Origin of the sequence: Pseudomonas sp. P9_2 (genome assembly GCF_034008255.1) — a bacterium.
Taxonomy (GTDB): Bacteria; Pseudomonadota; Gammaproteobacteria; order Pseudomonadales; family Pseudomonadaceae; genus Aquipseudomonas; species Aquipseudomonas synxantha_A.
Genome location: NZ_CP125376.1, coordinates 1427552 through 1452395 on the forward strand (window position 1 = coordinate 1427552; position 24844 = coordinate 1452395).

Genomic DNA, 24844 nt, shown 5'->3' on the forward strand with positions numbered 1-24844 from the left:
ACCGCCATCGGGAGCAAGCCCCCTCCCACATTTGAACATCGTTGTGGGCCAGATCAGGGTTTGAGGCTTTGGGCCAGTTCCACCAGTTGCACGAATTCGTTGCGCAGCCCGAACGGGTCATCGCCGCGGGCCGAGCGGGCCAGTGTGGCGGTGTCTTGCAAACTCATGTTGCCAGTGTAGCGGCCATCACCCTTGAGCTGTTGGGCGAACGCGGCAACGGCAGAGGAGAAGCGCAGGTCGTCGCTGGCCGGGGTGGCCTGGTTGGCGATAGGCCGCTCGATCAATTGGCTCTTGCCGCCCGCAGCGGGCTTGTAGCGCACCCGTAGCATCGCCAGCTCGGCGGATTTGCCTTCGGTCGTAGGCGCGGCGGCATAGCGTAAAGGCTCCAACCAGCCCTTCTCACCCTTGGGCACAATTTCATACAGCGCCGTCACTGTGTGCCCTGCGCCAATTTCGCCGGCATCGACCTTGTCGTTGTTGAAATCCTCACGCTTCAAGGCGCGGTTTTCATAGCCCAGCAGGCGGTATTCGCTGACCTGGGCGGGGTTGAATTCCACCTGCAATTTCACATCCCGTGCGACCACGGCCAGGGTCGAGCTGAGTTGCTCCACCAGCACCTTGCGCGCTTCACGCAGGTTGTCGATGTAGGCGTAGTTGCCATCGCCCGCGTCGGCCAGTTGTTCCATCAGGTGTTCGTTGTAGTTATCCACACCGAGGCCAAGGGTGGTCAGGGACACGCCGCTTTTGCGCTGGGTCACCGCCATTTGCTTGAGGCTGTCGAAGTCGCTGATGCCCACGTTGAAGTCGCCATCGGTGGCCAGCAGGATGCGGTTGATACCCTTGTCGATAAAACCTTCGCGGGCCATCTGGTAGGCCAGTTCGATGCCGGACGCGCCTGCGGTGGAGCCGCCGGCGGTAAGTTGGTCGATGGCGTTGCGGATCTTGGCTTTTTCAGCGCCCGAGGTGGGCTTGAGCACCACGCGGGATTCACCGGCGTACACCACCAGTGACACACGGTCCTGATCACGCAGTTGATCGACCAGTAATTTCAGCGTGCTTTTGACCAGCGGCAAGCCTTCGCGACGGTCCATGGAGCCGGACACATCCACCAGGAAGACCAGGTTGGCGGGCGCCAGTTCTGCCACGGCTTGATCGGAGGCCTTGATACCGATGCGCAGCAGTTTTGTACGCGGGTTCCACGGCGTGGCGGCCAGCTCGGTGGTTATGCCAAATGGGGAGCCATCGGTGGGCAGTGCGTAGTTGTAGGGGAAGTAGTTGACCATTTCCTCCAGTCGTACCGCACCTTCGGGTGGCAGGCGGCCTTGGTTGAGGAAACGTCTGACGTTGGCGTAGCTGCCGGTATCGACGTCGATACTGAAGGTGGAAACCGGGGTTTCGGCGACGCTATGCACCGGGTTATCCGGCAGGTTGGCGTATTGCTCGCGGGGTTCGCTGCGGTAGTCCATCGTCGCCATTTCTCGCACCGCCATCGGTGCCGGCATCGCCATACGCTTGACCACTGCATTCTGGATCGGCGCGCTGTGAAGTTCGGCGAGAGGCGCCGGTTCAATCGGTTTGGCGACTTCGGGAGACGATGACAGCCCACACCCGACCAGCACCACCAGCAGGGTAACGGCAAAGCCTTGGGCAGCAGGACGCAGCAGTAGCAGAGAGCGGGACATGGGCTGAACCTCGTGAATGAATGATCCGTTCAACAGATCAGACGTGAGGCGGCACTCATACGGGTTAAACACTTTATCCGCTCCGATCGCTGCCTCACACTTGGAGACACAACCGACTGAACCGGCCGTCACCAGCAACCACATATCGAGAGCTCGCCTCCCAGTCAGAACCGTCTGTTTCTTGAGCTTCCTGGAGGCTTTTCACATCAGAGAAACCACGATGACCTTCGTAAGCAACAACCTCACACACCGCTATGAGCATCCAGCAGTCGGCCAACGAGCCAGTTATGCCAGCGCACTGGCACACGCAAGCAATGCGCCAACCTGGCCCGCCCAGGTCAGGCCTCAACCGCCGACGCCAGGGCAAGTAGCACCGTACACGCCCCGCCCCGAACAAATGGCCGTGCCACAACAAGCGCCGTTCTCCTTGCAGAACTACGCCAACGCATCCCTTAAGGGCACGCCGATGCATACCGCGGCCAGGGCCGTGGGCACGATTCGCGAAGTGAGCGTCACGCGGGACTCATGGGGCTACGAACGTGTGCATACGCGTTCGTTGGGTACCGGCTCGCTGATCAACGATGGCAACAGCGTACTGACCAACCAACATGTGCGCGACGCGCTGGCCAAAGGCAGCAAGCTCGAACTTTGGCTGGGGTATGAACAAGACAGCACCGGCCGAATGAAGGTAGAGCGCAAAGTGCCGCTGGACCCCAACCCGCTCAGTGGCGATGCACGGTTGGACTACGCCGAGCTGCGTGTCGACTTGCCCGTCGGCGAGAAAAAAGCCTTGGCCGAGCAGTTCCGGCCGCTCAAGTTGGCCTCCGGCCCCCAAGCATCGCCTGGGCAGAAAGTCTTTATGCCCAACCATGGGCAAGAGGCCCTCGGCATTTCATTTCTAAATACCAAGGGCCAACCCTCCACACTCAAGGGATACGACCAGCACAGCCGTAATCAGGGCACGGTCTACCATGATGCCTTCAAGAAACCCGGCACTTCCGGTTCACCGCTGATCAGCGTCGACACCGGCGAGATCGTTGCCTTGCACAACGGTTCCATCGGCGCCAGCGTAAACGGGCAGCGCGACTCAATGGGCACGGCCACCCGCATCGACTTGATCCAACAGCACCGTCGTCAGAGGTGACGCGGTTCAGTCCGTGCCGTACTTGGGATTACGCGGACCGTACAGAAGCCCGGTGCGTTGCCCCGCCGACAGCAGGCGCGCACTGGTGATACCGGCAATCGGATGCGCCGCATCGGTGGAGCTGTTGATCACCTGCTTGACCGCGGCCGTGATCAACATGCCCACCAGGCCGCCACCGTTGTTATTGCCCTCCTCGCTCGACGCACGCGCCGAACCGGTCCACAAGGTGGTGCCGGTGCGCAGGTCCACCAGTTTGGCCGAGGCCGTCACCGAAGTGTCGCTGGAGATCAGCATGTACTGGGTGCCGTACTCGCTGATGGTGATGTACAGCGCCGCGTCCGCACCAAAGATGTCATGCAGTTTGGCCGGCTGTACGGCCTGGATATCGTTGGCGGTGGTGAGGCCGTTCTGGCGGAAGGTTTCGTCCACCAGGGCAATCGGCAACACGTAGTAGCCGGCTTCGGCCAGTGGGTAGGTGACTTGCGACACCAGGCTGTAGGACGCCTGCACTTCCGGCGATTCATTGATCGGCGGCAGTACCAGGATCGACTTGGGCCGCGCCTGTTTGTACGCCGAATAATCAACCGTCTTGGGCGCGGCGCAACCGCCGAGCAACGCCAGGGCCAGCAAGGCGCCGGTGAGTTTTAACAGGCTCATTTGGTGGCGACTCCGGCTTTGGCGTTTTTCAACAGAAAGTCCATGTACGCAGCAGATTCGGGGAACAGGGCCTTCTCGGTGCGAAACTCCTGCACCATCTGGTCATCCTTGCCCATGTTCATGTACAGCATGCCCAGGTGCGCGTGGTAACCCGGCGGTGCCTTGCGGCCACTGGCGTTGATCTTCTGCAGATCGCGCTCCAGTGCTTCCACCTGCGCTTCCTTGGGCTCGCCCTTGAAGTACTCGTAAACCTGCGGCTGGTAGCTCTCCCATTGATACAGGGGCTGGGGCGCCGTCTGGCACCCGGTTACCGTTGCGATTGCCGCCAGCGTCAGCGCTAACCTCACTGCCTTGCTCATCCGTGTACTGCTCCTTGTGGTGTGGCTGATCAGTTACGCGGGTTCCAGGCGCCGGCGTTGATGCCGTCGACCAGGCGGTTGATCGCTTCGCGCATGGCCAGGTCCAGCACCTTGCCATTGAGGGTGGAGTCATAGCTGGCGGTGCCGCCGAAGCCGATCACTTCACGGTTGGACAGCGCGTACTCACCGGCGCCCTGGGTGGAATACACCACTTCGGAGGTGTTGATGTTGACGATATTCAACGCGACTTTGGCGTAGGCCACTTGGGTCTTGCCACGGCCGAGGATGCCGAACAGCTGGCGGTCGCCGGTTTCTTTGCGGCCGAACTCGGTCACATCGCCGGTCACCACGTAGTCAGCGCCCTTGAGCTTCTGCACGGTGCCTTTGATTTTGGCTTCCTGGGAGATCTCGCCCATGTTGTCGCGGTCCAGCACGCTGAAGCGGTTGGTCTGCTGCAAATGGGTGATGAGGATGGTCTTGGCCTGGCCGCCGAGACGGTCGACACCATCGGAGAAGATGCCGCGCATGTAGCTGGAGCGGTTGTCGAACTTGCCCACGGCAATCGGCACACGCACGCCGGAATAGGCTACGTGGGCGCTGGCGACTTGCTCCACCGGCATCGCGCGGTTGCTCTCGGTGGCGCAACCGGCCACGGTCAAGAGCGCCGCGGCGGTGAGGCCCGACAGCAGGATTTTGGACAGTGTCTTCACAGGGTGCTCCTTGGGTGAGGAAAACAGCGTTGCCGGGTTTTCCAAGGAGTCAGGCAGCCTGAAAACGCGCTGGCCTGGATTCTTCCCTGAAAGACGGTGATGCAACGGCTGCGGCATTTTACGGGGTTGAGAGAGGTTCTCAAGTTGTTTCGGCCGTATGACTGCCGACCGCAATACTCAAAGCAACAAAGATCCAATGTGGGAGCTGGCTTGCCTGCGAAAGCGCCAGTACAGCAACAGATACACCGCCTTCACAAACAAGCCCTAACGCCACGCCTACTACTGTAGGAGCGAGCTTGCTCGCGAAAAACGTCAACGATAACGGGGGCGTGCTGAATGAACGCGGCGCCTGTGAGTTTTTCGCGAGCAAGCTCGCTCATACAAAAAATCCTTAACTGACTGGCATTACACCAACAGCACCCAGCCTTCGCACAGTCCTACTTGAGCTCCTTCACCAGATACTGCGCAGAAATCTGCGTAATCCCTGTCAACGCCCGGCGCAAGGCTTCAGGGTCAGTGCGGTAGGTCAACGGTGTATAGCCATAGACATTCTGACCATTGAACGGCGTGACCGCTTCAAAGGTGCGCCAGATCATCTCATCGCCGCGATCCATCTGCGCTAACACGTTAAGGGTCGGATAAATCACACTGCTGAAACCCTGGGTCAGGCGAAAGCCCCACTCGGACACGGTCAGCTGAATCTGCGCATCGGCGGGCTCATCGTCGCCGACCACCTTGAGCGTCGAAGTCTTGCCCAACTCATCGACAAAGCCCTGCTTGAGCAACACGCCTACATCGAGTTTTTCCGCCTCCATCACCGTCAGGATGGCCACCGGCGTCGGCATCTCGGCCAACTGCCCGAGCCTCATGCCCGCGGCAAACCCGGCGCCACTCAACGCCGCCGTACCCAGCTTGGACGCCCCGCTGGCCATGCCAACACCGGCGCCAACCCCGGCACCCAGGGCCGCGCCCCAGGCCTGTTCGCGGCCGAAGTACACCATGTTCTTTTCCCACTTCACGGGCAGGACTTTGACGGTCTTGATCTGAGCGCGGTTTTCGGGGGTGAGGGGGTGGCTGACGCAACCGCCGAGAATGAGGGTGGCGAAGAGAATGAGGAGGAGGTTTTTCACATTGGTCCTTTAATGTTTGGGGTGAGGCTTTCAGATTTGCATAGTCGTAGTGCGTTTGTTCGTGAGCAGTATGTCGGCAATGGGTGGCAAGACGTTAGTAGCTGCGTACACGCTCCGAAGCGGCGGCATTTTGATGCCTTGCGCGGGCTTGGTGGTGCGGCTTATAGTCCGGCCGTCACCCAAAAGGTGACCGGGTTTGGCGACCCGAAGAACGAGCCCTCAATAATCCAGAGAGCTTAATGATGAATCGATACATGCCCCTAACCGGCCACGACTGCACCGTCCCAGCGCTGATCATCGACACCCAGGCACCTCTCGACGTCCTTCACGACGCGGCTGTGCATCGCATTCGGGCCGTCACCCAACTGCTGGAAAACCTGGCCTTCCGCGAACAACTCAGCAGCGATGCCGTAGTGCTTTCAGACTTCGCCCACTTGCTGGCCATTCCGCTGCGCGATGGGTGTGATTTGCTGGATGTCATCAGTCGCAGGCTGAATGCCGATCCGTCCTGAGTGAAAATCGGGCGGCCTTTGTGTCGCCCGCTTTGCGCTCAATTCCCTTGGCCACTCTCTTTACGATTTTTCAACCAGGACTGTATCCAAACGCCTACCCCAGTAGGTATTGCATAGGCAAAAACACCGGGTAACATATCTACGATTTCAGCCCAACTAAAGTCCCATACACCAATCTTTGAATAATTAACCAGCGCCCCCATGAGCTTTGCGATAACCCCCACCAACAAAAACAATAAAAACAGATAAATCAACAATAACAAAAACGCCTGCCACCTTGATCTAGGCTTAATCACTTTCCCTTCCCATTTCCTTCCCTTTTCTCCCAGAGTCACCTCAACAAACTATAAACAAACAAAGAAAATGTTTCACATAACTTCTTAACACTCATATCTGCAGAGTCTATTTTCACTACAGCCCATTTATCATTTTTATCAAAACCGACGCATCGCCCCTGCATATCATCACCAAAAATCATAACACTTTCGAATTGCGCCGCAGTCTCATCATCAAAAATATCACTTGCCTCTAGGAGGCCGTTATAAAGCATAAATCCGGCTGTTTCAATTTCCCCACTTCCGAACTCCTGCAAAAACTCCAAGTAATCATCAGGAGCATTTTTCTGCCCTACCTTTATTGCATTAAGACTGACATCATCTACAGCAGCCAAGCCATCAAGCAAATGCTCTTCTTTCTTACTCTTCAAAAAAGTTTTAATATCCACCTTCACCCCCTACTTTTTATCTGAAAAAATCTCTCTGGGCACACCTCCAGCACGATGTATTCCACCCTGATGCTGATCCGGAAATCAGAAAAGGGGGACAGATTTTTTAATAGATTTTTCAACCCTAATTCAAATAAATCTGCTCCCTTTTTTTCCGCTCCCTTTTTTCACTTCTCTAGCAAGATCAAACAAACCGCCTCCTTTTGTTCTCAATTATCTTTTGGAAAATTTATCGAAAAAGCCGAAAGTAAAGTCTCAATAATTTTTCGATCTGCATCATTCTTCGCAAAACGCTTAAGCACTGGGACAAGATGATAAAACAATAACTCGAGCCTGCTAGGATCTTTGGGCAATGCATCGTTAATGCATGCAACCATTAACTTAACTGGCATAATTGACGCGAAGGTTTCATATCCTCTAGCGCTAGAGAACGGAATTTTCTTAAAATAATAATCCGCTAAACGTTTCTGCTCTGGTTTTTTCCAAGATCTATGAGGAAGGAGTAATAAAGCTTCACCCCAATTATCTGAAGTAAGCGGGTACCGGCTCAATATCCAAGCTGCCGCCTGATCAGAAGTCATTTTCGCCAACTCTTTACAGAGTGATATCAATCTTGAATCCATACCAAACTATTTCCTTGGATTAAATGAGTTTTCCGGTAACCCAGAGTTAGCCTTTAGGGTAGCAGGTGGCTGATAATGACCGGAACTATTATCCCATCTTGTTATTTTTCCTCGCTCTGGACCGTCATTATTACCAAAGCGTATAGAGCCGGCATATTTAACTTCCCCCCCACGCTACCCCAGATGGGTTGAAAATTGCTCATTCACATTTGGGCGGCTTACCTTGATAGTCCCATCCGGCAATGTGACAAAATCGTAAGAACCTGAAGGGGTAATTTTCCCCCACCTTGCCCTTGCAACCAATACCGGCCTGATTCGTCCTGGACAAGAGTTCTCACGGGCCGTTGCGAACAAAAGAACAAAAGGAACAAAAGGAACAAAAGGAACAAAAGGAACAAAAGGGGACAGATTTATTTAATATGCTCTTCAACTCTAATTTAAATAAATCTGCCCCCTTTTCTGCTCTAAAAACAAAAATATATCCTATATTCGACTCTTCACCGAAACGGCTCCATGCAAATAGATCTGTCCCCTTCGATCGCAGCTCCATTCGAAACAGACTTATTTTTTACTTAGCCATTTAAATAAATCCGCCCCCTTTTCTCTTCCTTTTCTCTCGCCCCCTTTTCTCTCTTTTCTTTTCCCTTAAAACAACAGTTAAAAGACATAACATCCTTTTACGTTAGAAGTTTCGTATCTCCATGACTTTATTAGCCGATCCGCAGCGACAAAAACCGAATATCGGCAATCTCTAATCCAAGTTATGTAATACCGCCTGCCTCCGTTTTCATCAACAACCTTATCAAAGGTCTTATTTTTATTTACAGGCGACCAATATGAGTCGCCACATCCTCGAGTGCAGTCTTTGTAAAGGTGGGAATCGAAATGAGTACCTACCCATAGATTCATTCCATTTTCCCAATTGGAATGGGAAGGTGCGCAGCCAGCCAAGGCCGACAATAATACTACCAAAAGCCATTTATTAATTTTCACGCTTTTTCTGCGACTCAATTGTTGGGCGGTACTTATCGTACAGTGCTCCATAATTTACAAGCAGAGCAGGCGGCATGCTGCCCAAATTTTCAAAAAACGACATATCAGCTTGTTTGTGAGCTTCCAAGTTAATCATCCAACCATCGTGCAATGTAGCAAACCCATTAAACCCTGTAATTTGGTTTAATATATTGCTGACTGGAGTACCGTGACAAACAGCAGAACAAAGGGGACAGATTTATTTAATAGATCCAAGCGCAAATTTAAATAAATCACCCCCCTTTTCTCGCGTCATTTAACGCAGCACACCTGATCATCAGAAAGATAATAAAGTCCCTCCAGCTTTCCGCAAATGGAAGGAAGATCGAAAACCGATTCCGAGGCATAAGAAATAGGCAGCTCGGATCTAATCGAACCGGCAAACTCTGAACTTTCCCACGCGGGAGTTACTATACCGCTCCAAAAATTTACGACGGCTCCCTTATCAGACAATACAACAGGCTTTAAGCATTCAATTGCGGAATTGGAGTTCCAATACAAATAGCCGCGATACACAGAGTGTCTTTCACCAAAAAAATCAGCTCGAACGATAATCTGAAAGTCTGAGCACGTTTCCTGCTCGGCGAGGGGGCGTACAGTTAACTCATCCTCCACGGTATCGTCCATCGGAAAAAACCAAACGCTGTAGCGATCAAGATCATCAATCGTTAGCTCATATACTTGTTTGTCCGACACAAATCGCCCCCCATGTAATTAAACACAACAAAAGGGGGGCAGATTTAATCAATGGCCTTTGCACTACCACCACGAATTAAGCAAATTCGCCGCCTTCCCCCAACTACCTGACTAACTAGGTAACGGTTTCTTGATCACCATTAACAGATTCAAACAGTACGCCGACAACACCAGCTGCCACAAGTCGCCGTTTCACTTCTTCACTTACTATGATCGCACCCAAATATTTTTTAAGTCTAAATATATGACTTGATCCGACCCTACCCGGGTCAACCACCAAATTGTAGAAAGCACGATAGTTGCCGGCCATATCTGGCCTAACAGGATCATCTACCTCAAACTTTTTATAGCGAGAGCGCTTTTCATCCACGCAATCGATTTGCGTTTCTATAATCATCAAAAAATAGCTCTGGCAAACCACTTTATTGTTTATCTTAACCGGCTCAAAAACGACATGCTGATAAAGTTCGTCTATCTCTGGCAAACCGGCGAGCGAATTTTTTGCCCTCTCGCTTAAAACAGGAACACTGGCGTATCCAGCGAGGGAATAATCAACTTCTTTACCGTCGAACCTTACATCGAGGGTATATGTGCCTGGCTCCGTAAAATTAACTGCAGGATCACTGAAATGCCAGTTATCTACATGATGTACATCTCCGAGCACCCACCTATCGCAGACAGTTACATCTTGTCGCATTAAGTAATATCTCATTTCAGTCCCTCGTAAGCCATTTATCAACTTCACTACCCACGATTACTGCTTCTGACTTAATCCCTTCCAATATTTTTGTCACGAATCAACGAAAAAAGGGGACTGTCTAGTCCTGAAATAGGTTTACACCTGCTTCAGGACTAAACAGCCTTTAAACTCTAGTCTAGATAAATCTGCCCTCTTTTCTTGTCCCTTTTCTTCAGTCCCCTTTTCTTCAACTTATTCATCATCCCAAAACTGCCCCGGCGGCGCATAGTTGCCATCTTCCAAGATGCTGCACCATCCAAAAAGCCTATAAAACATTTCAAGATCCAATATTTGGTAGATATCAATATCAACTTTTTTTAACGACACCCGACCGTGTGCATAGTGAGAGTATTGCCCACCTACCCCACCTATCGCTCTTTTTTCAAGTTCTGCACGATCCCACTCCAGAACGGTTCCTGCAGCTTCTGGCAAAGGGTCCAAAAATTCAATTTCAAACTCCGTTGCAATTTTGCAAATGCAAGGAATCAGCCTTTGCTCGAGCAGGCTGTGGGTTAACAAATTCTCGGGAAACTTAATGCTTAATTTCATTTCAGAGCATCCTTTGGAACAACAACATAACCTGAAAAATTCTTTTCAAAAGTAGTCGCGGGGCTAAAATACTGCTTACCATGAGGATCACGAATTGCTACGACAGAAATGCCATTTCTGGTCGTAATGCCGTCGACCACAACAAAATGGGAAAATCCGGTACCCGCTGCTTTATCCACCACTTGGACAATAACAGGCGTTCCGTTTGCTGTGTATCTTGCCAAATCAGCAACGTTACGGCTTGCATAAACTGCCGTGTTGACGCCCTCAGACTTCATCAAATTCGCAACGTCCTGAGGGAAAATCCCGTCTTTTCCGGGTGGAAGCTTTTCAATCAGATTTCCTATGTCTACTTTATGTCCCATGGTATCCAAAACCATGCCACATGAGTTGTGACCACATGTAGGTACGGGCCCTTGATTCACAACTAAACGATCACCGCTTCGGGGTAGCGAATCACCAAGAAGTGGATTTTTAGGACCTGCTCCTGAAGGTAAGCTCTTTGCTAGCTCTTCTACCAAATCCGCAGACTCAGCAACCTTTCCTTCCAAATACAGCTTTTTAGCCTTGCCTAAAACTTTTTGTGCCGCATCCCCGGCGCCCGGGATGAGTCCAATACTCGCCATGGCATAGTCAAACGGATCCTCAGCCTCATAGAAGCCCTTTGCATCGCCGTAAACCGGAATGAAGTCTGAACCAAATTCAGCGAGCTGCTCAGCCAGGCGCTTTGTCTGAGCAAGCGCAATCGGGCTATCTACTTGCTTAATGCTTCGAAGCTCCGCCTCAATGGAATACGCCGCAAGCTCTTTATTCTGCTCAACTTGCTTAGCCTGCTCTTTAGCCTCAGGGCCAAATCTCGCAACCACAAGGCTTCGAGCAGCCTCCGAAGCTTCTCGCCGTAAAGAACGACAGGTAGCACCTGCACCATTCGCACTGCAGGCTGTGGTTAGCGCCAAATCTCGACTTTTATCTAGAGCATCCAGAGCGTCAGCACGCCCACACGCAGCACTATCTCCTCCCTGGCATTTCTTCTTGGCAGCCCAGCGCTCTTGGTTTTCTTCATGGTTGAGGTAGTTGTACTGTGTCGAACTGCCCGCCACCCATGCTCCAGTTTGCAAACTCTCACCGTCAGCATCACTGTCCACCGACGCCGCAAGCACACCAATCAACTGCGAGCTCATCACCAGCAAGCTCTTTCTCTTATCCTCCGGCATGCTGGCGTACTGTTTGGCGAGGCTGTCTACCAGGGCTTCGTTCACACCTGCTGCCAACGCACCAGTACGGAAATCGCCGCCAGCAGCTTCAGCTGCCAGCCCGCCCATCAACGCATGCAGTCCAATCTTGGTGATACCGCCGTCGGCGAACCGATTCTTGGAGACATCACCAATCATGTTGAAGCCATAGGCAGCAAATGCATTGGCAAGGCTGCTTTGCAATGCATCCCCGAAGCTGGCTTCTCCTCCCAGCGCTTTAGTCAGGATGGCCGATGTGCCGTTTTGCAGAACCTGATTCGCAGTAAATTGACCAACACCTTGCCAGGTACTCAATGGGCTCGCAGATGTCACTGCGCCCGAGTTAGGCAGCGCAGTAGTAGTGCCTGTCTGCGTGCTGGTCCAGTCGTCGTAGAACCCTGCGGTCAGCCCCGCGGTAACACCCGAGACAACATAGCCCCGCATCGCATCGCTGGAGGTTACGTCCTTGACCACTGCGCCTAAATTGCCACGATTATTGATCGTGCTGATCGCACCATTACTCGCCATACCGGCAAGCACAACGCTGCCCGCAGCATTGGCCCAGCCTGCGGCAGATGTGGCAGTGGCAGCAGCCGTCGCACCAGCCATCGACGTGCCCGTCCCAGCAGCTGCAATTGCGCCGCTTGCTGCCCCCATCGTGAAGTAGGTAACAATGATCGCTATGACAATTTGCGCGCCGGCGCCCAGGCCGGAATTACTGTATTTGAAGCTGTCGTGCAGCTCTTTGACCTCGCGCCAGTCAACATCGCCACGCTGCTCCATTTGCTTGATCCAGGCGAGGCTTGGGTCCGCCTGGACCATCGCGTCGATGGTCTGGCTTACCGTGTTCTGGTTAACCTGCCTTACATCAATCTTCAAGCCGTCCACGGCCTTGATCGCCAGCTCGCCCTGCGCCACCAACTCACTCTGACGCAATGTCTCGTCGGTATTCCCCTTACCCTTGGCGCTGGTCCACGCCAGGTCACCCTTGCTCTTCTCGTGGCTCTCTTGATGCAGGTCCTTGACCGCCTCGAACGTCACCGCACCGCCACTGGTGATGGCCAGGTCGTTACCACTTTCAAGCTTGGCCCGCTGATACAACTGATCACCGCCACTGACCAGCGACAGATCACCACCAGTCTTGATCTCAGTCCCCACATTCGTGACGTGGGTCACCTCATCACGTTTGGTCTTCTTCGCGCCCCAGCCCCCCTTCTCCTTCATGTCGTAAAGGCTGTAGGTGCTGTTCTGCGCCGCCAACAAACTCAACTTATCCCCGCTATACAGATAAGCCTCATTCCCCGCGCTGATCCTGCTCGCCACAATCGTGGTATCACGCCCCGCCTGGCTGACAAAATCCCCACCCGCCGTCAGCACGCTCGCCACTTGAGTGGTCTGGTCGTCCGAGGTCTTGATGCGTTTTTTGCCGTCCTTTTCCTTGCCCTCGACGTTGTGCATGTCGCTGACCGAGGCGACGTTGAGGTCGCGGCCGGCAGCGATGGTGAGGTCTTTGCCGGCGGTGGCATTGCTGCCAATGATGTTGACGTCTTGGCCGGCCTGCATGTTGAGGTTGCCGCCCGCCGTGACGCTGGCGGCGAGGTTTTTGACGTCGGTGGTGATGCTGGATTTCTCGCCGCCGTCGCGGGTCTCGTGTTTGACGCTGGTGTCGCTGGCGGCGATGAGGTTGAGGTCGCGGCCGGCGGTTAAATTAGCGTCGTTGCCAGCGGTGAGTGCGCCTCGGTTGGTGAGGTCGCGCCCGGCGTCGATGGCGAGGTTTTCGCGGGCGACGATGGTGCCGGCGCTGGTGTCGGTGAGGGTGCGCATACCGGCGCCGTCACGCACCTGGATGGCGGTGGTTTCGTTGGTGATGTCGCCTTTGAGCGCCGTAAGGCTGACTTGTTTGCCGCGGATTTCGCCGGCCATGGCGTTGCGGATGCTGTCCTGGGCCAGCAGGTTGAGGTTGTTGCCGGCTTCGACCAGGCCACCGGTGTAGATACTGCCGCTGCTGATGGCGGAGAGGTTGTTGCTGGCGCGCAGGGTGCCGACGTTGATCAGGTTGCCGCCGGTGACCAGGTTGAGGTCGCGGCCCTGGATAAGGCTGTTGCCGCGCACGTTGCGCGAGTCGGCCTGGGCCAGGTACAGCACCGGTACGAGCACGGTCTGGCCGTCGATGACGCGGTTTTCCATCCACACGATGTCGTGGGTCAGGGCGCCGACTTGCTGGTCGGTGAGGGCCACGCCCAGGCTCAGGCGCAGCGCGTCTTTGCTGGCAAGGCCGTTGTCCATCAGGTAGCGGAACTGGTCGGCGTCGCTGTACAGGCCGCCGGCGAGGAAGCGTTGGCCGGTTTGCGCGAGGACGGCGTCGCGGATCAGGCGGGTTTCGTACTGGCCGTCACCGAGGCGGCGCCAGGCATTGTCGGAATTGAAACCGAGTTTGCCGAGCATGTAGTCGGAGCTGAAGAAGCCCGACGCCGAGGTGAATTCGGGGTTGGTCTCGATCAGGTAGTGGCTGGTGGGGTCGGCGTTTTTGACGAACAGGCCGTACTCGCCCTTGGGCAGTTGGAAGGTCGGCGAGCTGGTGGGGTCGACCGGCGCGAAGGCGGTGCCGGTGTAGTCCACGGGCACGAAGCCGCCACCGGGGGCCACACCGACTACGGGCAATACGCTGCCGGGCGCCTGGGCGCTCGGGTCGTTGGCGTGTTTGCTCAGGTTGATGTTGATACCGCCGACGGGGATGCCGGTCTGGTCGTCGCCGAGGGTGCCGGTCAACTGGGCCAGGGTGTTGTTGTGCAGCGTGCCGTTTTGCAGGGTGCGGGCGACGTTGAGGTTGACCGTGCCGCCGGCTTGCAGGGTGGCGTCGTAGCCGGGGCCGCTGTTGTTGGTCCAGGTGGTGACGTCACTTGCGTAGGCGAACGGCAGGCTATTGGGTGAGCGGCTTTTGAGTTCTTCGAAGCGCGCCTTGTCGAAATTCCCGGCCGCCGTGGCCGCATTGAACGCGGGCACGTCGACATATTGCATGCGTTCAAACAAATCGTCGGAGACGTGACCTGGGGTGCCGATGACAAGCTTGCGCTGGCCCGTGCGCGTGGCGGCGCCCTGATTGAGCAGGTCACCGGCAGTAATGCTCAGGTCGCCATTGGCGGCCATCAGGCTGTAGCGGTTCTGCACATTGTCGCCTTGCAGCAACATGTTTTTGCCAGCCACCAGGCGCGCCGCTACCGAGTCCTTGGTCGCCGCCTCAAGGTACGTCTCGTAGATGGTGATCTCGCCACGTTCCCAGTTGTCGCTCTCGCCGCAGTGCTGGCCACAGATCCAGCTCAAGCTGCCGGTGGTCAGTGTCTGCCCGAGTTCGAATTCGTCTTTGGCGTTTTCGATAAAGCCTGCATTGATGCCAATTGAGCCTTCGCTTTCCACGGTGCCGGAGCGGTTGCTGAACAGCACGGCACGCCCGCCATCGCGGGCGGCGAAACTCAGGTTGCCTTTGCTGTAGACATCGCCATAGCTGTTGCTGAAGCCATTGCTGCGCAAGGTCATGTCACCGCCGCTGAACAGCAGCGTGTCGGCGGCGTTGGTGATGCCGTTGACGGCGGTGAGGTTCACTGCGCCCTGGGCACCGAGGGTGCCACGGTTGTTGATTTGCGCGGCGGCGATGTCCAGTTGCTGGCGGGCGGTGAGGAAGCCGAGGTTGTCCAGGGTGCCGCCCAGGGTCAGGCGGGCATTGGTTGCGGCCAGGCGGCCGCCGTTCTGGCTGAGGTTGTTGGCGGCGACGGTGAGTGTTTGCAGGGCCGAGACGCGGCCGCTGTTGGTGATATCGCCGGTGGTGATGCTGATGTCACCGTCGCTGAGCAGTTCGCCGCCGTTGTCCAGGCTGGCCACGTTGAGGATCAAGCCCTTGGCGCTGGCCAAGCGGTCGCCGGCCTTGAGGGCCAGCCCCTGGTCGCTCTTGTAGGTGAGCACGTCGTTGAGTTGCACGCGGCCCAGGCCGTCGACGTTGCCGAACGCCCAGTCGGCGCTGCCCATGCCCTGGATATTACCCTGGCTGCCGGAGAGGCTGGCGGTGTTGAGGTGGAACAGGCCGGTGCCGGCGTGTTGCAGCATCCCGTTCTGGTTGTTGAGGCTGGCCGCGTCAAGGCTGAAGGCCTGGCTACCGAATTCGAGGGTGCCGTTCTGGTTGTTCAACGCACCGCTGAGGTTGACGCGGCTGCTGGCGCCGCCCAGGGCACGCAGTTGGCCGTTGGCGCTGTTATCGAGGTTGCCGCCAGTGAGGGTCAGGCCCTGGTTGGCTTCGACCAAACCGCCCTGGTTGGTGAGCGTGTCGCGTGAGGTCAGGTTGATCTGATTGCCGCTGACCTGGCCGCCCGCGCTGTTGTCGAGGGTGGCGCCGCTGACGGTCACTTGTTCTTTGCCGAACAGTTTGCCGCCACGGTTGGCCAGGGCTTCGACGGTCAGTTGCAGGTTGCCGACCAGGCTTGCCATCAGGCCGCCGCTGCCGTTGTCGACGCTGTTGGCGGTGACGGTCAGGCTGTCGCCTTGCACGGTGCCGCCCTGGTTATCCAGGCGGGTGGTATTCAACTCGGTGAGGGCGCCGCCGCTGAGGATCAGGCCCTTGCGGTTGCTCACATCCTGGCCGCTGTAGCTCAGGCCTTCGGCGCCGGCCAGCAGTTGGCCGTTGTCGTTGTTCAGATGCTGGGCGGCGATGTCCAGGCGCTTGCCGCGCAGGGTGCCGCCGTCGTTGTTGAGAGTGGTGAGTTGCTTGACCAGCACGCTGCGTTCGCCCGCGTCGATCTGGCCACCGACGTTGGTCAGCAGGTCGCTGACCTTGAGCACAACGTCACCGCCATCGCTGACCAGCGCGCCTTTGTTGCTGTTGTTGAAGGTCTGTGCGGTGACGTCGACGGTCTGGCCCAGCAGGATGCCGGCGCTGTTGTCGAAGCGCTCGCCTTGCAATTGCAGCAGGCCCTCGCTCTGGATGCGGCCCTGGGCGTTGAGCAACTGACCCGGGCCCTTGAGCAGCAGGCTTACGCCCTGGGCGCCACCGGCCAGCAGGCCGGCGTTGCGGTTGTCGAGGCCCGAGGCGCGTACGTCGAGGTGGTCGCCCAACACGCGCCCGGCGCGGTTGTCGATATCGCCGCCAGCCACGTCGAGCAGCAGTTGCTTGCCGACGATTGTGCCGCTCTGGTTATCCAGGTTCGCGGCGTGCAGTTCGATATCGCCCTGCCCGGCCTGCAAGCGGCCCTGGGCGTTGTTGAGCTGTTGCGCGGCGGTGAGGGTGAGCTTGCCGGTGTCGGCGCTCAGTACGCCGCCTGCGTTGCTGCTGAGGGTACCGGCAGTAACGTTCAGATCGGTGCTGGCCTGGGCGAAACCCTGGTTGTTGTTGAAGGTGTTGGAAACGGCGAGGTTGAGCGCGCCACCGTCGGCCTGGATCAAGCCCTTGAGGCTGTTGTCGAGGTTGCTGGCAGTGACGGTCGCGGTTTTGGCCACCAGTACGCCGTTCTGGTTGTTCAGGCTGCCGGCGTTGACGGTCAGGTCGTTGGCGATAACTTGCCCGCCGCTGTTGTTCAATTCGGCACTGGTGAGCACCAGGCTGCCGCCGGCCATTTCGATACGGCCCTGGCGGTTGTCCAGCGATGCGCTGTTGAGCGTGGCGGCCTGGCCTTCGCCGAAGCGGATCAAGCCGCCGAGGTTGACGATGGCCGGCGAGTTGATCGCCAGGCTCTGCTCGCCAAACAGGCGAGCGCTGGCGCCCTGGTTGGTGAGTTTGGCGCTGCTGACCTCGACGGTCTTGGCCTGGATGATCGCGCCCTGGTTGGTCAGCGCTTGCGCGGCGGTAATCGCCAGGGCGCGGCTGGCCAGCAGGTTGCCGCTGGTGGTGACGGTTTGCGCGTTCACCACCAGATCGCCGGTGGTGTTGCGGCTGTTGTCGGCGGCGACGCCGGCTTCGATGATGCCCGGGTTGTTCACGCTGGCCGCGTTGATCTCGATGCGCTGGCCGGCGGCGATGCTCTTGCGGTTGACCAGGGCCTGGGCGCTGGTGACCTGCACATTGCCGTTGGCGTAGACCTTGTCGGTGAGGTCGATGTTTTGCGCGGTGACGTTGACGTTACCGGTCGCCACCGTTTGCGCCATGCTCAAGCGACCATTGGCGTCGAGCTGAATATCGCCACCACTGGCGGCCAGGGTGCCGTCGAGTTTCACGCCCACACCGGCTTCGGTGCCTACCAGTTTGATCGCGCCGGCATACATGCCGCCCAGGGCCGAGGAGTCGATCGCCAGCTCCGGCTTGGCGCTGCCGTCGTCGGCGCGGGCGGTGGTTTTCAGGCTTTGTGCATCGACGTCGTTGCGCCCGGCGATCACGTTGAGTTCGCGGGCGTTGATTTGTGCATTGATCTTGGCCGAGCGGGTGATGATGTCGAAGCGTTCGACGTTGCTGGCGTTCAAGCCCTGGCCGTCGATGGTCACGGCGCCGCCGTCCACTTCATAGCGCTGCAACTGGCCGCTTGCGTCGAGCACCGGTTTACCGGTGGTGAGGGTGACGTTGGGGGTGTTGATAAAGCCGCAACCGCTGCACGTCACGCCGTACGGGTTGGCCACGATGACCTTGGCCGACTGCCCCGCCACTTCGGTGTAGCCGCGCAACTGGCTGGGGCTGCCGCCGTTGACTTCATTGAGGATGACGTTCGCCGCGCCGCCCTTGAGGTTGGGGTTGCCGACAATGATCCCGCCCAGTTGGGTGTTGACCATGGCACCGTTGCCATTGTTGAGGATCACGCCGTTGGGGCCGACGTTGTAGTCCTTGAACTGGTTATGGGACAAGCCCGCGCCATTGGGGGTGGCGATGTTCACCACCGGCACGCCATTGCCCGCCGCGCCCACGGTGGTGCCCGGCGCACTGACCACAATGCCCTCGGCCTGGGCCAGCAGCGGCTGCCAGAACAATGCGTTGGCAAGGATCAACGCCAGCCCGCGCTTGGGCAGGCCGAAGAACGCGTCCCGGCGCTTCAGGGCGGCAGAAGGTTGGCGGGCCAGGAAGGCGAATTGGCGAACATCCATTGTCAGGCTCTCATGCAGCGGGGCGTTGAATTACAGGAAGAAATCCATGCGAAAGTAGATCGGCGCTTCGCGCTCGGTAACTACACCGGGTCTTTCTAACGAATGAGCAAAGGTCACGCTGGTGCTGACGTGTTTGCCACGGGCGAACAGCTCCAGGGAGTTGCTGGACACCCGTCCGTGAACGTTGTCGTTGTAGCGGTCGTTGCGGATCACGCCCTGGTCGTAGCCGACGCTCGCGCCGTATTCAAAGAACGCCGGACGCATCCAGTCGAGGGTCACCGGGCGTGCCCAGCGCACTTCGTTGCGCCAGTAGCCGCCGCTGTCGCCGGTCAGCAATTGGTCCTTGAAACCGCGCACCGAGGCCGAGCCGCCGAGGCTCATGCGTTGCGGCGAAAACAGCGGGTCTTCGCTGCGCTGCCCGGTGGCCAGGCTGCTGAAGCTGAACGACTCGCCCCACAGGCTGAAGGGTTGCAGGTAGCTGACCGTGGCGGTGTATTTGCGGTAGCGCGAGTTCGGTTGGCGACGGCCTGCTGGGTCACGCTCGTCTTGGGCCTGGGCGTCGAGCAGGCCGATGCCGCTTTGCATGCCCAGGTCCAGGTTGACGAAGGCACTGCCGATGCGCCGCCCGTGGTTGACGCCCAGTTGCAGTTCGCTGAGGCGGTTGCTGCTGGGCGCGGTGCGCACGTCGAGGATGTAGTTGTTGGTGCGCAGGTGCGCCAGGCCGACGTTGACCGAGGTCTTGCTGACGTCATCGCGGTGGATCACACGCTCGGCGCGCAGTTGGTGGTTCTGGTTGTCGCCGTCCTGCTTGTATTTGAAGCCGTCGGCGATGCCGTAGGTGCGGTAGTCGCTCTCGCTGTAGGTGTAGCTGAAGTTCCACCAGCCCCAGGGCACGTTGTAGTAGAGCATGGTGTTTTTCGAGGTTTTCTGGTGGTCGCTGATGGCGTCGTGGCCGCCGCGCAGCATCAGTTGGTCGCCAAGGCCGAGGGGGCTGTCCCACTCCAGGCCAGCGCCCCATTGCTGTTCGCCGGTGCTTTTCTGCCCGTCGTTGTTGCGCGACAGGCTGGCGCGCCAGGGCTTTTGCGCGGTGTTCTTGACCACCACGTCGCTACCGCCGATCTGCTTGCCGGGGGTGAGCTCCATCTGCGCTTGTTTGGACGGCAGGCGGTTGAGCTGGTCCACCAGTTGCTCGATTTCACGCAGGTTCAGCGCTTCGCCGACCTTGCCGGGAAAGGCCATGGCCAGTTCGCGGTCGGTCACTGTGCTGCCTTCGGCGCTGCGCAGGGCTTCGAGCTTGCCTTCGACCACAAGCACTTGCAGGTGGCCGGTGGAAAGGTCCTGTTGCGGCAGGTAGGCACGGCTGGTAACGCGGCCTTTGCCGAGGTAGTAGTCGGTGATGGTTTTGAGCAAATCGTTAAGCTGCGACACGCCCAGGCATTGGCCGATGTAGGGCTTGAGCAGGCGCTCGCGCTCGGGCGCCGGCAGGCTGTCGGCACCTTTGAGTTCGATGGTTTTGATCGGGAAGCACCGAGTGTCGGCAGGGCTTGCCGGGGCTTGGGGCTTTTCCGCTTTGCCGGGCAGGTCCTGTAGTTCCTGGAGGCGCCGCTGCTGCTCTTCGAGCAAGCGGTTCTGCCGGTCACGGATCAAGTCCTGATCGCCAGGCGTGGGGGCGGCGGATGCACTGTTCAGGCTCAGGCAGGTGAGCAGGAACGTGCAGAGAAGAAACCGAGTCCGTGGCAATAACGAAGACATGTTCGATCCATCGAAAATCAAGGGCCGCGAAACTAACATCGAACTTCCAGCTAGCCTAGAAACGGGCGAAGTTGGGCCGTTCGCTGAAATAGTCTTCAAGCTATTGATTAATAAATATAAATTTTCATCAAAAGGGCTGAGCCTTTTCAACGGAAGTGATTATTCCGACAAGTGGCAGCGATTTTGATGGCAATTCGACGAAGGGTTTTTTGATTGCCATTATTTAGCCATCAAGTTTCGTCGAGTTAGGTTAGTACCGAGAAAAGGAGAAAAGTTCGCGGGGGTTTTGTGAATTGGATCCCATTTATCGGAATTCCAAGGAGAGGGTTGAACCACTGCAATCTAAAGGGTGGGAAATAACCAATGTGGGAGCAAGCCCCCTCCCACATTGGGTAGTCGCAGCATTGAGGATGTCAGCCAATGCCTTTGTCTTTGTCGGCGCCGGGTACCAGGGTCAGTCCAGGGCGTTCGACGTCGCGGGAGACGTGGGACTTCACCTCTTCGACGCCGCCCTCTTCATCGTTGTGGATCACCAGCACGCCAGGGCGGCGCAGTTGTTCCAGGTCGCCATCGCCCAGGTTGAAGCTTTCACTCAGGTGCTTGTCGCTCAGGGCATTGGCCTCTGCGCGGCGCTGGGCAAACTGGCGGCCGCGGCGCTGTTGATAGCGCGCCCAGCCGATCAGGATCAACGCGTTGAACAAGGCGATCCACAGGTAGATCTGCAAGGTGTTGAGCGCGGCAAAGATCGGCGCCTCGATGCGTGGGCCGCCATGGGTCTCGAGCATGGCGCCGATGCCACGTGCCAGCAGCCAGACCAGCCCGCCCCAGGCCAGCAGGGTCAGCAACACATCGATGATCCACATCACAGGGCTCTGGCGAGTTCTGACCAGTTTCATGCTCACGCCTCCTCTTGGGCAGGTTTGATGCCACGGTCCGGGCTGACCCAGCGTGCGCGTTTTTGATGCTGGTTGAACAACACCTTGGGAAAGCTCACCAGCGTGGTGAACAGGCTCACCAGCCAGAACACCATCGGGTACCACACGGTCCAGAACAGGGTTTTCCACAGGTCTTTTTCGTAGCGCCGGTCGATCAGGATGCTGACCGCAAACTGCAGCAGGCACACCATCGCCAGCACCAGGCCGGTAAACGCGGGTGGCACCAACGAGTCCACGGTAATCGCCGCCGGCAGCGTGACGAATTTACCCACGGCCCAGAAGATCACCGACAGCAGGAAGGTGAAGGCCCAACCGGTGGACAGGCAGTATTCGAACAGCAGCGGCCACAGGTAGCGATGGCGCCATTGCCAGATGCCGCGAATATTCTTGAACAGCACTTCGGCGCCACCCTGGGCCCAGCGCAGGCGCTGTTTCCACAGGCCGCCGACGGTCTCGGGCATGAGGATCCAGCACAGGGCACGCGGCTCGTAGAAGATCGACCAATGATCCAGTTGCAGCTTCCAACTGACATCGATGTCTTCGGTGATCATGTCGGTGCTCCAGTAGTCGATGCGGTCCAGCGCCTTCTTGCGAAACGCCACCACCACACCCGAGACCGTGAAGATCCGTCCGAACACCCGCTGGGTGCGCTTGATCAAGCCGATGATCGAGGAGAACTCGCCGACCTGCACCCGGCCGATCAGGGTGGAACGGGTACGGATGCGCGGGTTGCCGGTGACGGCGCCCAGGCGCGGGTTGTCGAGCATCGGCGCGACCATGTAGGCCGCCGCGTTCTTGTCGAGTAACGCATCGCCGTCGATGCACACCAGGTATTCGCTGCGGGCGGCCACCGCACCCATGCGCAGGGCCACGGCCTTGCCCTGGTTCTGCGCCAGGTGCAGCACGCGCAGGCGTGGGTGTTGCAGTGCCAGGGCATCGAGTACCGCTGCGGTGTTGTCGCTGGAGCCGTCGTTGACCGCGATCACTTCGATGTTTGGGTACACCTGGGCCAACGCGGCCGCCATCGTGTCAGCGACGTTATCGCCTTCGTTGTAGCAAGGGATGATGATCGAAATCAGCGGCTCGCCGGCCAGGATCGGCGCCGGGGTGTCTTCCTCCCACGGCCAATGGCGCTCCCAGTGCAGCCAGAAGTACAAGCCGCCGGCGATCCACAGCGCCGACATGAACAGCGGGTAGAAGAACACGAAGTCCATCAGAAACTGCCCGGTGATCAGGAAGATCAGGCCCAGAGGCAAGCCCAATACCAGCGCCAACACGAATAGAGCCAGGATTCTGTCGAACATGATCAAGGATTCCATTGGTTGGAGAGGGCCGGACGTATCGTCTTCAAGTCCGGGGAGTTTTCCAGGAAGTTGTCCGGGTAGTAGCCGAAACTGGTGACGCCCTGGCGTTTGAGTACACCCATCCACTCTGCCAATTGCTCAGCGCTGATATCCGGCGCGGCTTGAGTGCGCCAGTCTTTGGCTTGCAGTTCGAAGACGGTCTTTTCCAGTGCGCCGGGGCGTGCCTTGACCGTGGCCACCAGCTTTTCCAGCCAGGCATTGGAGTCTTTCAGCGACTGGCCTTCCATCAGCGGCATGGCCATGGGCGCCGTCCAGTCGTAGGTCTTGAGGAAGTCATCGAGGTTCTGCGCAAACCAGGCTTCGCTGCCGGGGTTGAGCATCGGCTCGGCGAAGATATTGCGAGCGGTGAGGATCTGCGGGCCGCGAATGGCGCGCACCTTCACGGTCAGCTCGTTGGTGAAATCAGTCAGGTAGCGGCTCTTGAAGCGAGTCCAACGCTGCATCACCGCAGGGTCGGCACGCAGCGCAGCGATATTGTCCGGCAAGCCCTGGGCAGCATAGGCCTTGAGTGCGGCGGGGCTAGCGTCTTCAAAGTCGCTTAGCAGCGCATCGTCGTGATACAGCACGCCGTCGATGGCACTGTTGCTGGTACGCGCCAGGTCTTCGTAGATCTCGCCGATGAGCTGCCGCACTTTCGGATCAAAGGGCGACAGGCGCTTGTATTGATCCGGATCGGTAGCAACCTTGCCGGTCTGCGGGTCCCAGCGGGTCACGCGTGGCAGCTTGGCGTCGAGGGCAAAGCTGAGCACCGGCATCCACGCAAACACACTGGCGTGGGCACGGGTATGCAACTGCCAGGAAACGCGGTTGAACAGGTCGGCGCGCATCGGCAGGTGGCGGTTGGGGAAGTACACCGAATGCACCAGGCCATCACCCTTGGGGTCGGCGTAGGCTTGCAGGAACACCGTGACGGCGCCCATGTCCACCACGCGCTGCACCAGCACATCGAGGTTGTGCGCCTGTTGAACCGGGTCGGGGTCATAGACGTGATCCAGGTCCACATGCACGACGCGCAACGGAGCCTTGGCCTGAACCGAAACCATGCTGCTGGCGAAGTGTTCCCCATCCGGGTCGGAGGCCACCAAAAATCGCGGGCTGTTCATCAGCTTGTTGGAATCATCCAAACCGTCATCCAGCGTAAGCGCCATCTCATAGCCGTGCTCACCGACCACGGCCAGGGTGGTGCCATCGGCCGCGCCATACGGCCACACCCATACCCGTGGAGCCTTGCCAGTGACGGTACGGATTTTATTGGAGATGGCTGCTACGTCAGTACGCATCCGCGCCTGGAACTGCGCTTCGGTTTCATAGCGGCCGGTCGCCGGGTCATAGCGGCGCGTGGTGGCCGCCGGTTCGAGGTTGCCTTGGGGATTGGCGAGTATGCCTTTGTGATTGGCGTCGGTATGGGCGGCGATTTCCACCAGGCCCGATCGGGACACTTCACGAATCTGCTGCCAGGTCAGGAAGTCGCCCCGTGGGCGCGGTGTACCGGCGAAGTCCACCGGCTGGTTCAGCGGCGTGTCGATCCAACTGCCCACTGGCGCCAGCACGGCCGGCCAATTGTAGGCCCGCAGGATCGGCATCACACGGGTGTAGAAGCTGGAATAGCCGTCATCGAAGCTGAGCATCACGGCCTTGGGCGGCAGTGTCGGCCCGCCCCGGCGCGCAGCAAGGACTTGATCCACGCTGACCGCCTGGTAACCGTTCTCGCGCAGCCAGGCCAATTGCTCGATCAAGCGCTCGGTACGCACCGCCACCACGGCCTGGTCAGGGTCGTTGTCCGAGACGTCGTGGTAGGCAATGCCCAGGAAATGGTTCTTCGGCCACGGCGCTTCGCTGGCCAGTGTCGGCCGCTCGGCAGGTGGAACGAATGGCGCGGGTTGCTGGGCGCATGCGGCGGCCAGCATTACACCCAGGACCAGAAAAAAACGACTGAGGAGGGTCATGGTCAGGC

General features: G+C 57.9%; 18 protein-coding genes. 2 read left to right on the forward strand and 16 right to left on the reverse strand.

The features are described from left to right. Positions 1-53 precede the first annotated feature (53 nt). Positions 54-1682 carry a VWA domain-containing protein gene (locus QMK52_RS06260; protein ID WP_320403941.1) on the reverse strand — a complete coding sequence of 543 codons (1629 nt, stop codon included), beginning with the start codon at positions 1680-1682 and terminating at the stop codon, positions 54-56. A gap of 220 nt (positions 1683-1902) precedes the next feature. On the opposite strand from QMK52_RS06260, the gene QMK52_RS06265 reads away from it, so the two are divergent. Next, positions 1903-2826 (forward strand): serine protease, encoded by a 924-nt coding sequence (locus tag QMK52_RS06265; protein ID WP_320403942.1) that lies wholly within the window; start codon positions 1903-1905, stop codon positions 2824-2826. Positions 2827-2832: 6 nt separating this feature from the next. Here QMK52_RS06265 and QMK52_RS06270 read toward each other — a convergent pair whose 3' ends face one another. From QMK52_RS06270 to QMK52_RS06285, 4 genes are all read right to left on the reverse strand, one after another. Then, a complete protein-coding gene (locus QMK52_RS06270) occupies positions 2833-3483 on the reverse strand; it encodes a DUF799 domain-containing protein (protein ID WP_043049149.1) in 651 nt (216 codons plus the stop codon). Beyond that, positions 3480-3842, reverse strand: a complete 363-nt coding sequence (locus QMK52_RS06275; RefSeq protein ID WP_103734040.1) for a DUF4810 domain-containing protein — start codon at positions 3840-3842, stop codon at positions 3480-3482. Before QMK52_RS06275 ends, QMK52_RS06270 begins: the two co-directional genes overlap by 4 nt. A gap of 29 nt (positions 3843-3871) precedes the next feature. After that, positions 3872-4552 (reverse strand): CsgG/HfaB family protein, encoded by a 681-nt coding sequence (locus QMK52_RS06280; protein WP_005783620.1) that lies wholly within the window; start codon positions 4550-4552, stop codon positions 3872-3874. A gap of 437 nt (positions 4553-4989) precedes the next feature. Then, on the reverse strand, positions 4990-5682 hold the full coding sequence (locus QMK52_RS06285; RefSeq protein WP_320403943.1) for a hypothetical protein: 693 nt from the start codon (positions 5680-5682) through the stop codon (positions 4990-4992). Positions 5683-5936: 254 nt separating this feature from the next. Between QMK52_RS06285 and QMK52_RS06290 the strand changes: the two genes are divergently transcribed. Then, entirely contained in the window at positions 5937-6194 is a 258-nt protein-coding gene (locus QMK52_RS06290; RefSeq protein ID WP_005783616.1) for a hypothetical protein, read from the forward strand. A gap of 38 nt (positions 6195-6232) precedes the next feature. Here QMK52_RS06290 and QMK52_RS06295 read toward each other — a convergent pair whose 3' ends face one another. The 11 genes from QMK52_RS06295 to pgaB form a co-directional block, all read right to left on the reverse strand. Next, complete coding sequence (locus tag QMK52_RS06295; RefSeq protein ID WP_146135763.1) at positions 6233-6529, reverse strand: hypothetical protein; 297 nt, start codon at positions 6527-6529, stop codon at positions 6233-6235. Further along, the gene (locus QMK52_RS06300; protein WP_106117644.1) at positions 6526-6918 is read right to left on the reverse strand and encodes an SMI1/KNR4 family protein; all 393 of its coding nucleotides are present in this window, start codon (positions 6916-6918) and stop codon (positions 6526-6528) included. The genes QMK52_RS06295 and QMK52_RS06300 overlap by 4 nt, the downstream gene beginning before the upstream one ends. Before the next feature lie 209 nt (positions 6919-7127). Continuing rightward, positions 7128-7499 (reverse strand): hypothetical protein, encoded by a 372-nt coding sequence (locus tag QMK52_RS06305; RefSeq protein WP_232289401.1) that lies wholly within the window; start codon positions 7497-7499, stop codon positions 7128-7130. Positions 7500-8825: 1326 nt separating this feature from the next. After that, positions 8826-9269, reverse strand: coding sequence for a hypothetical protein (locus tag QMK52_RS06310; RefSeq protein ID WP_005783605.1), 444 nt, complete (start codon positions 9267-9269; stop codon positions 8826-8828). Positions 9270-9384: 115 nt separating this feature from the next. Further along, positions 9385-9981 (reverse strand): imm11 family protein, encoded by a 597-nt coding sequence (locus tag QMK52_RS06315; protein WP_103734045.1) that lies wholly within the window; start codon positions 9979-9981, stop codon positions 9385-9387. Positions 9982-10200: 219 nt separating this feature from the next. Next, entirely contained in the window at positions 10201-10557 is a 357-nt protein-coding gene (locus QMK52_RS06320) for a hypothetical protein (protein WP_003187492.1), read from the reverse strand. Next, positions 10554-18839, reverse strand: coding sequence for a DUF637 domain-containing protein (locus tag QMK52_RS06325; protein ID WP_320403944.1), 8286 nt, complete (start codon positions 18837-18839; stop codon positions 10554-10556). The genes QMK52_RS06320 and QMK52_RS06325 overlap by 4 nt, the downstream gene beginning before the upstream one ends. Before the next feature lie 30 nt (positions 18840-18869). Beyond that, complete coding sequence (locus tag QMK52_RS06330) at positions 18870-20591, reverse strand: ShlB/FhaC/HecB family hemolysin secretion/activation protein (RefSeq protein ID WP_005783598.1); 1722 nt, start codon at positions 20589-20591, stop codon at positions 18870-18872. A 413-nt stretch (positions 20592-21004) separates the two neighbouring features. Beyond that, positions 21005-21487: a poly-beta-1,6-N-acetyl-D-glucosamine biosynthesis protein PgaD gene (pgaD, locus tag QMK52_RS06335; RefSeq protein WP_005783596.1), complete on the reverse strand. Its 483-nt coding sequence runs from the start codon at positions 21485-21487 to the stop codon at positions 21005-21007. 2 nt (positions 21488-21489) lie between these two features. Further along, the gene (gene pgaC, locus QMK52_RS06340; protein ID WP_320403945.1) at positions 21490-22830 is read right to left on the reverse strand and encodes a poly-beta-1,6-N-acetyl-D-glucosamine synthase; all 1341 of its coding nucleotides are present in this window, start codon (positions 22828-22830) and stop codon (positions 21490-21492) included. 2 nt (positions 22831-22832) lie between these two features. Next, entirely contained in the window at positions 22833-24836 is a 2004-nt protein-coding gene (pgaB, locus tag QMK52_RS06345; protein ID WP_032878493.1) for a poly-beta-1,6-N-acetyl-D-glucosamine N-deacetylase PgaB, read from the reverse strand. Between the last annotated feature and the right edge of the window lie 8 nt (positions 24837-24844).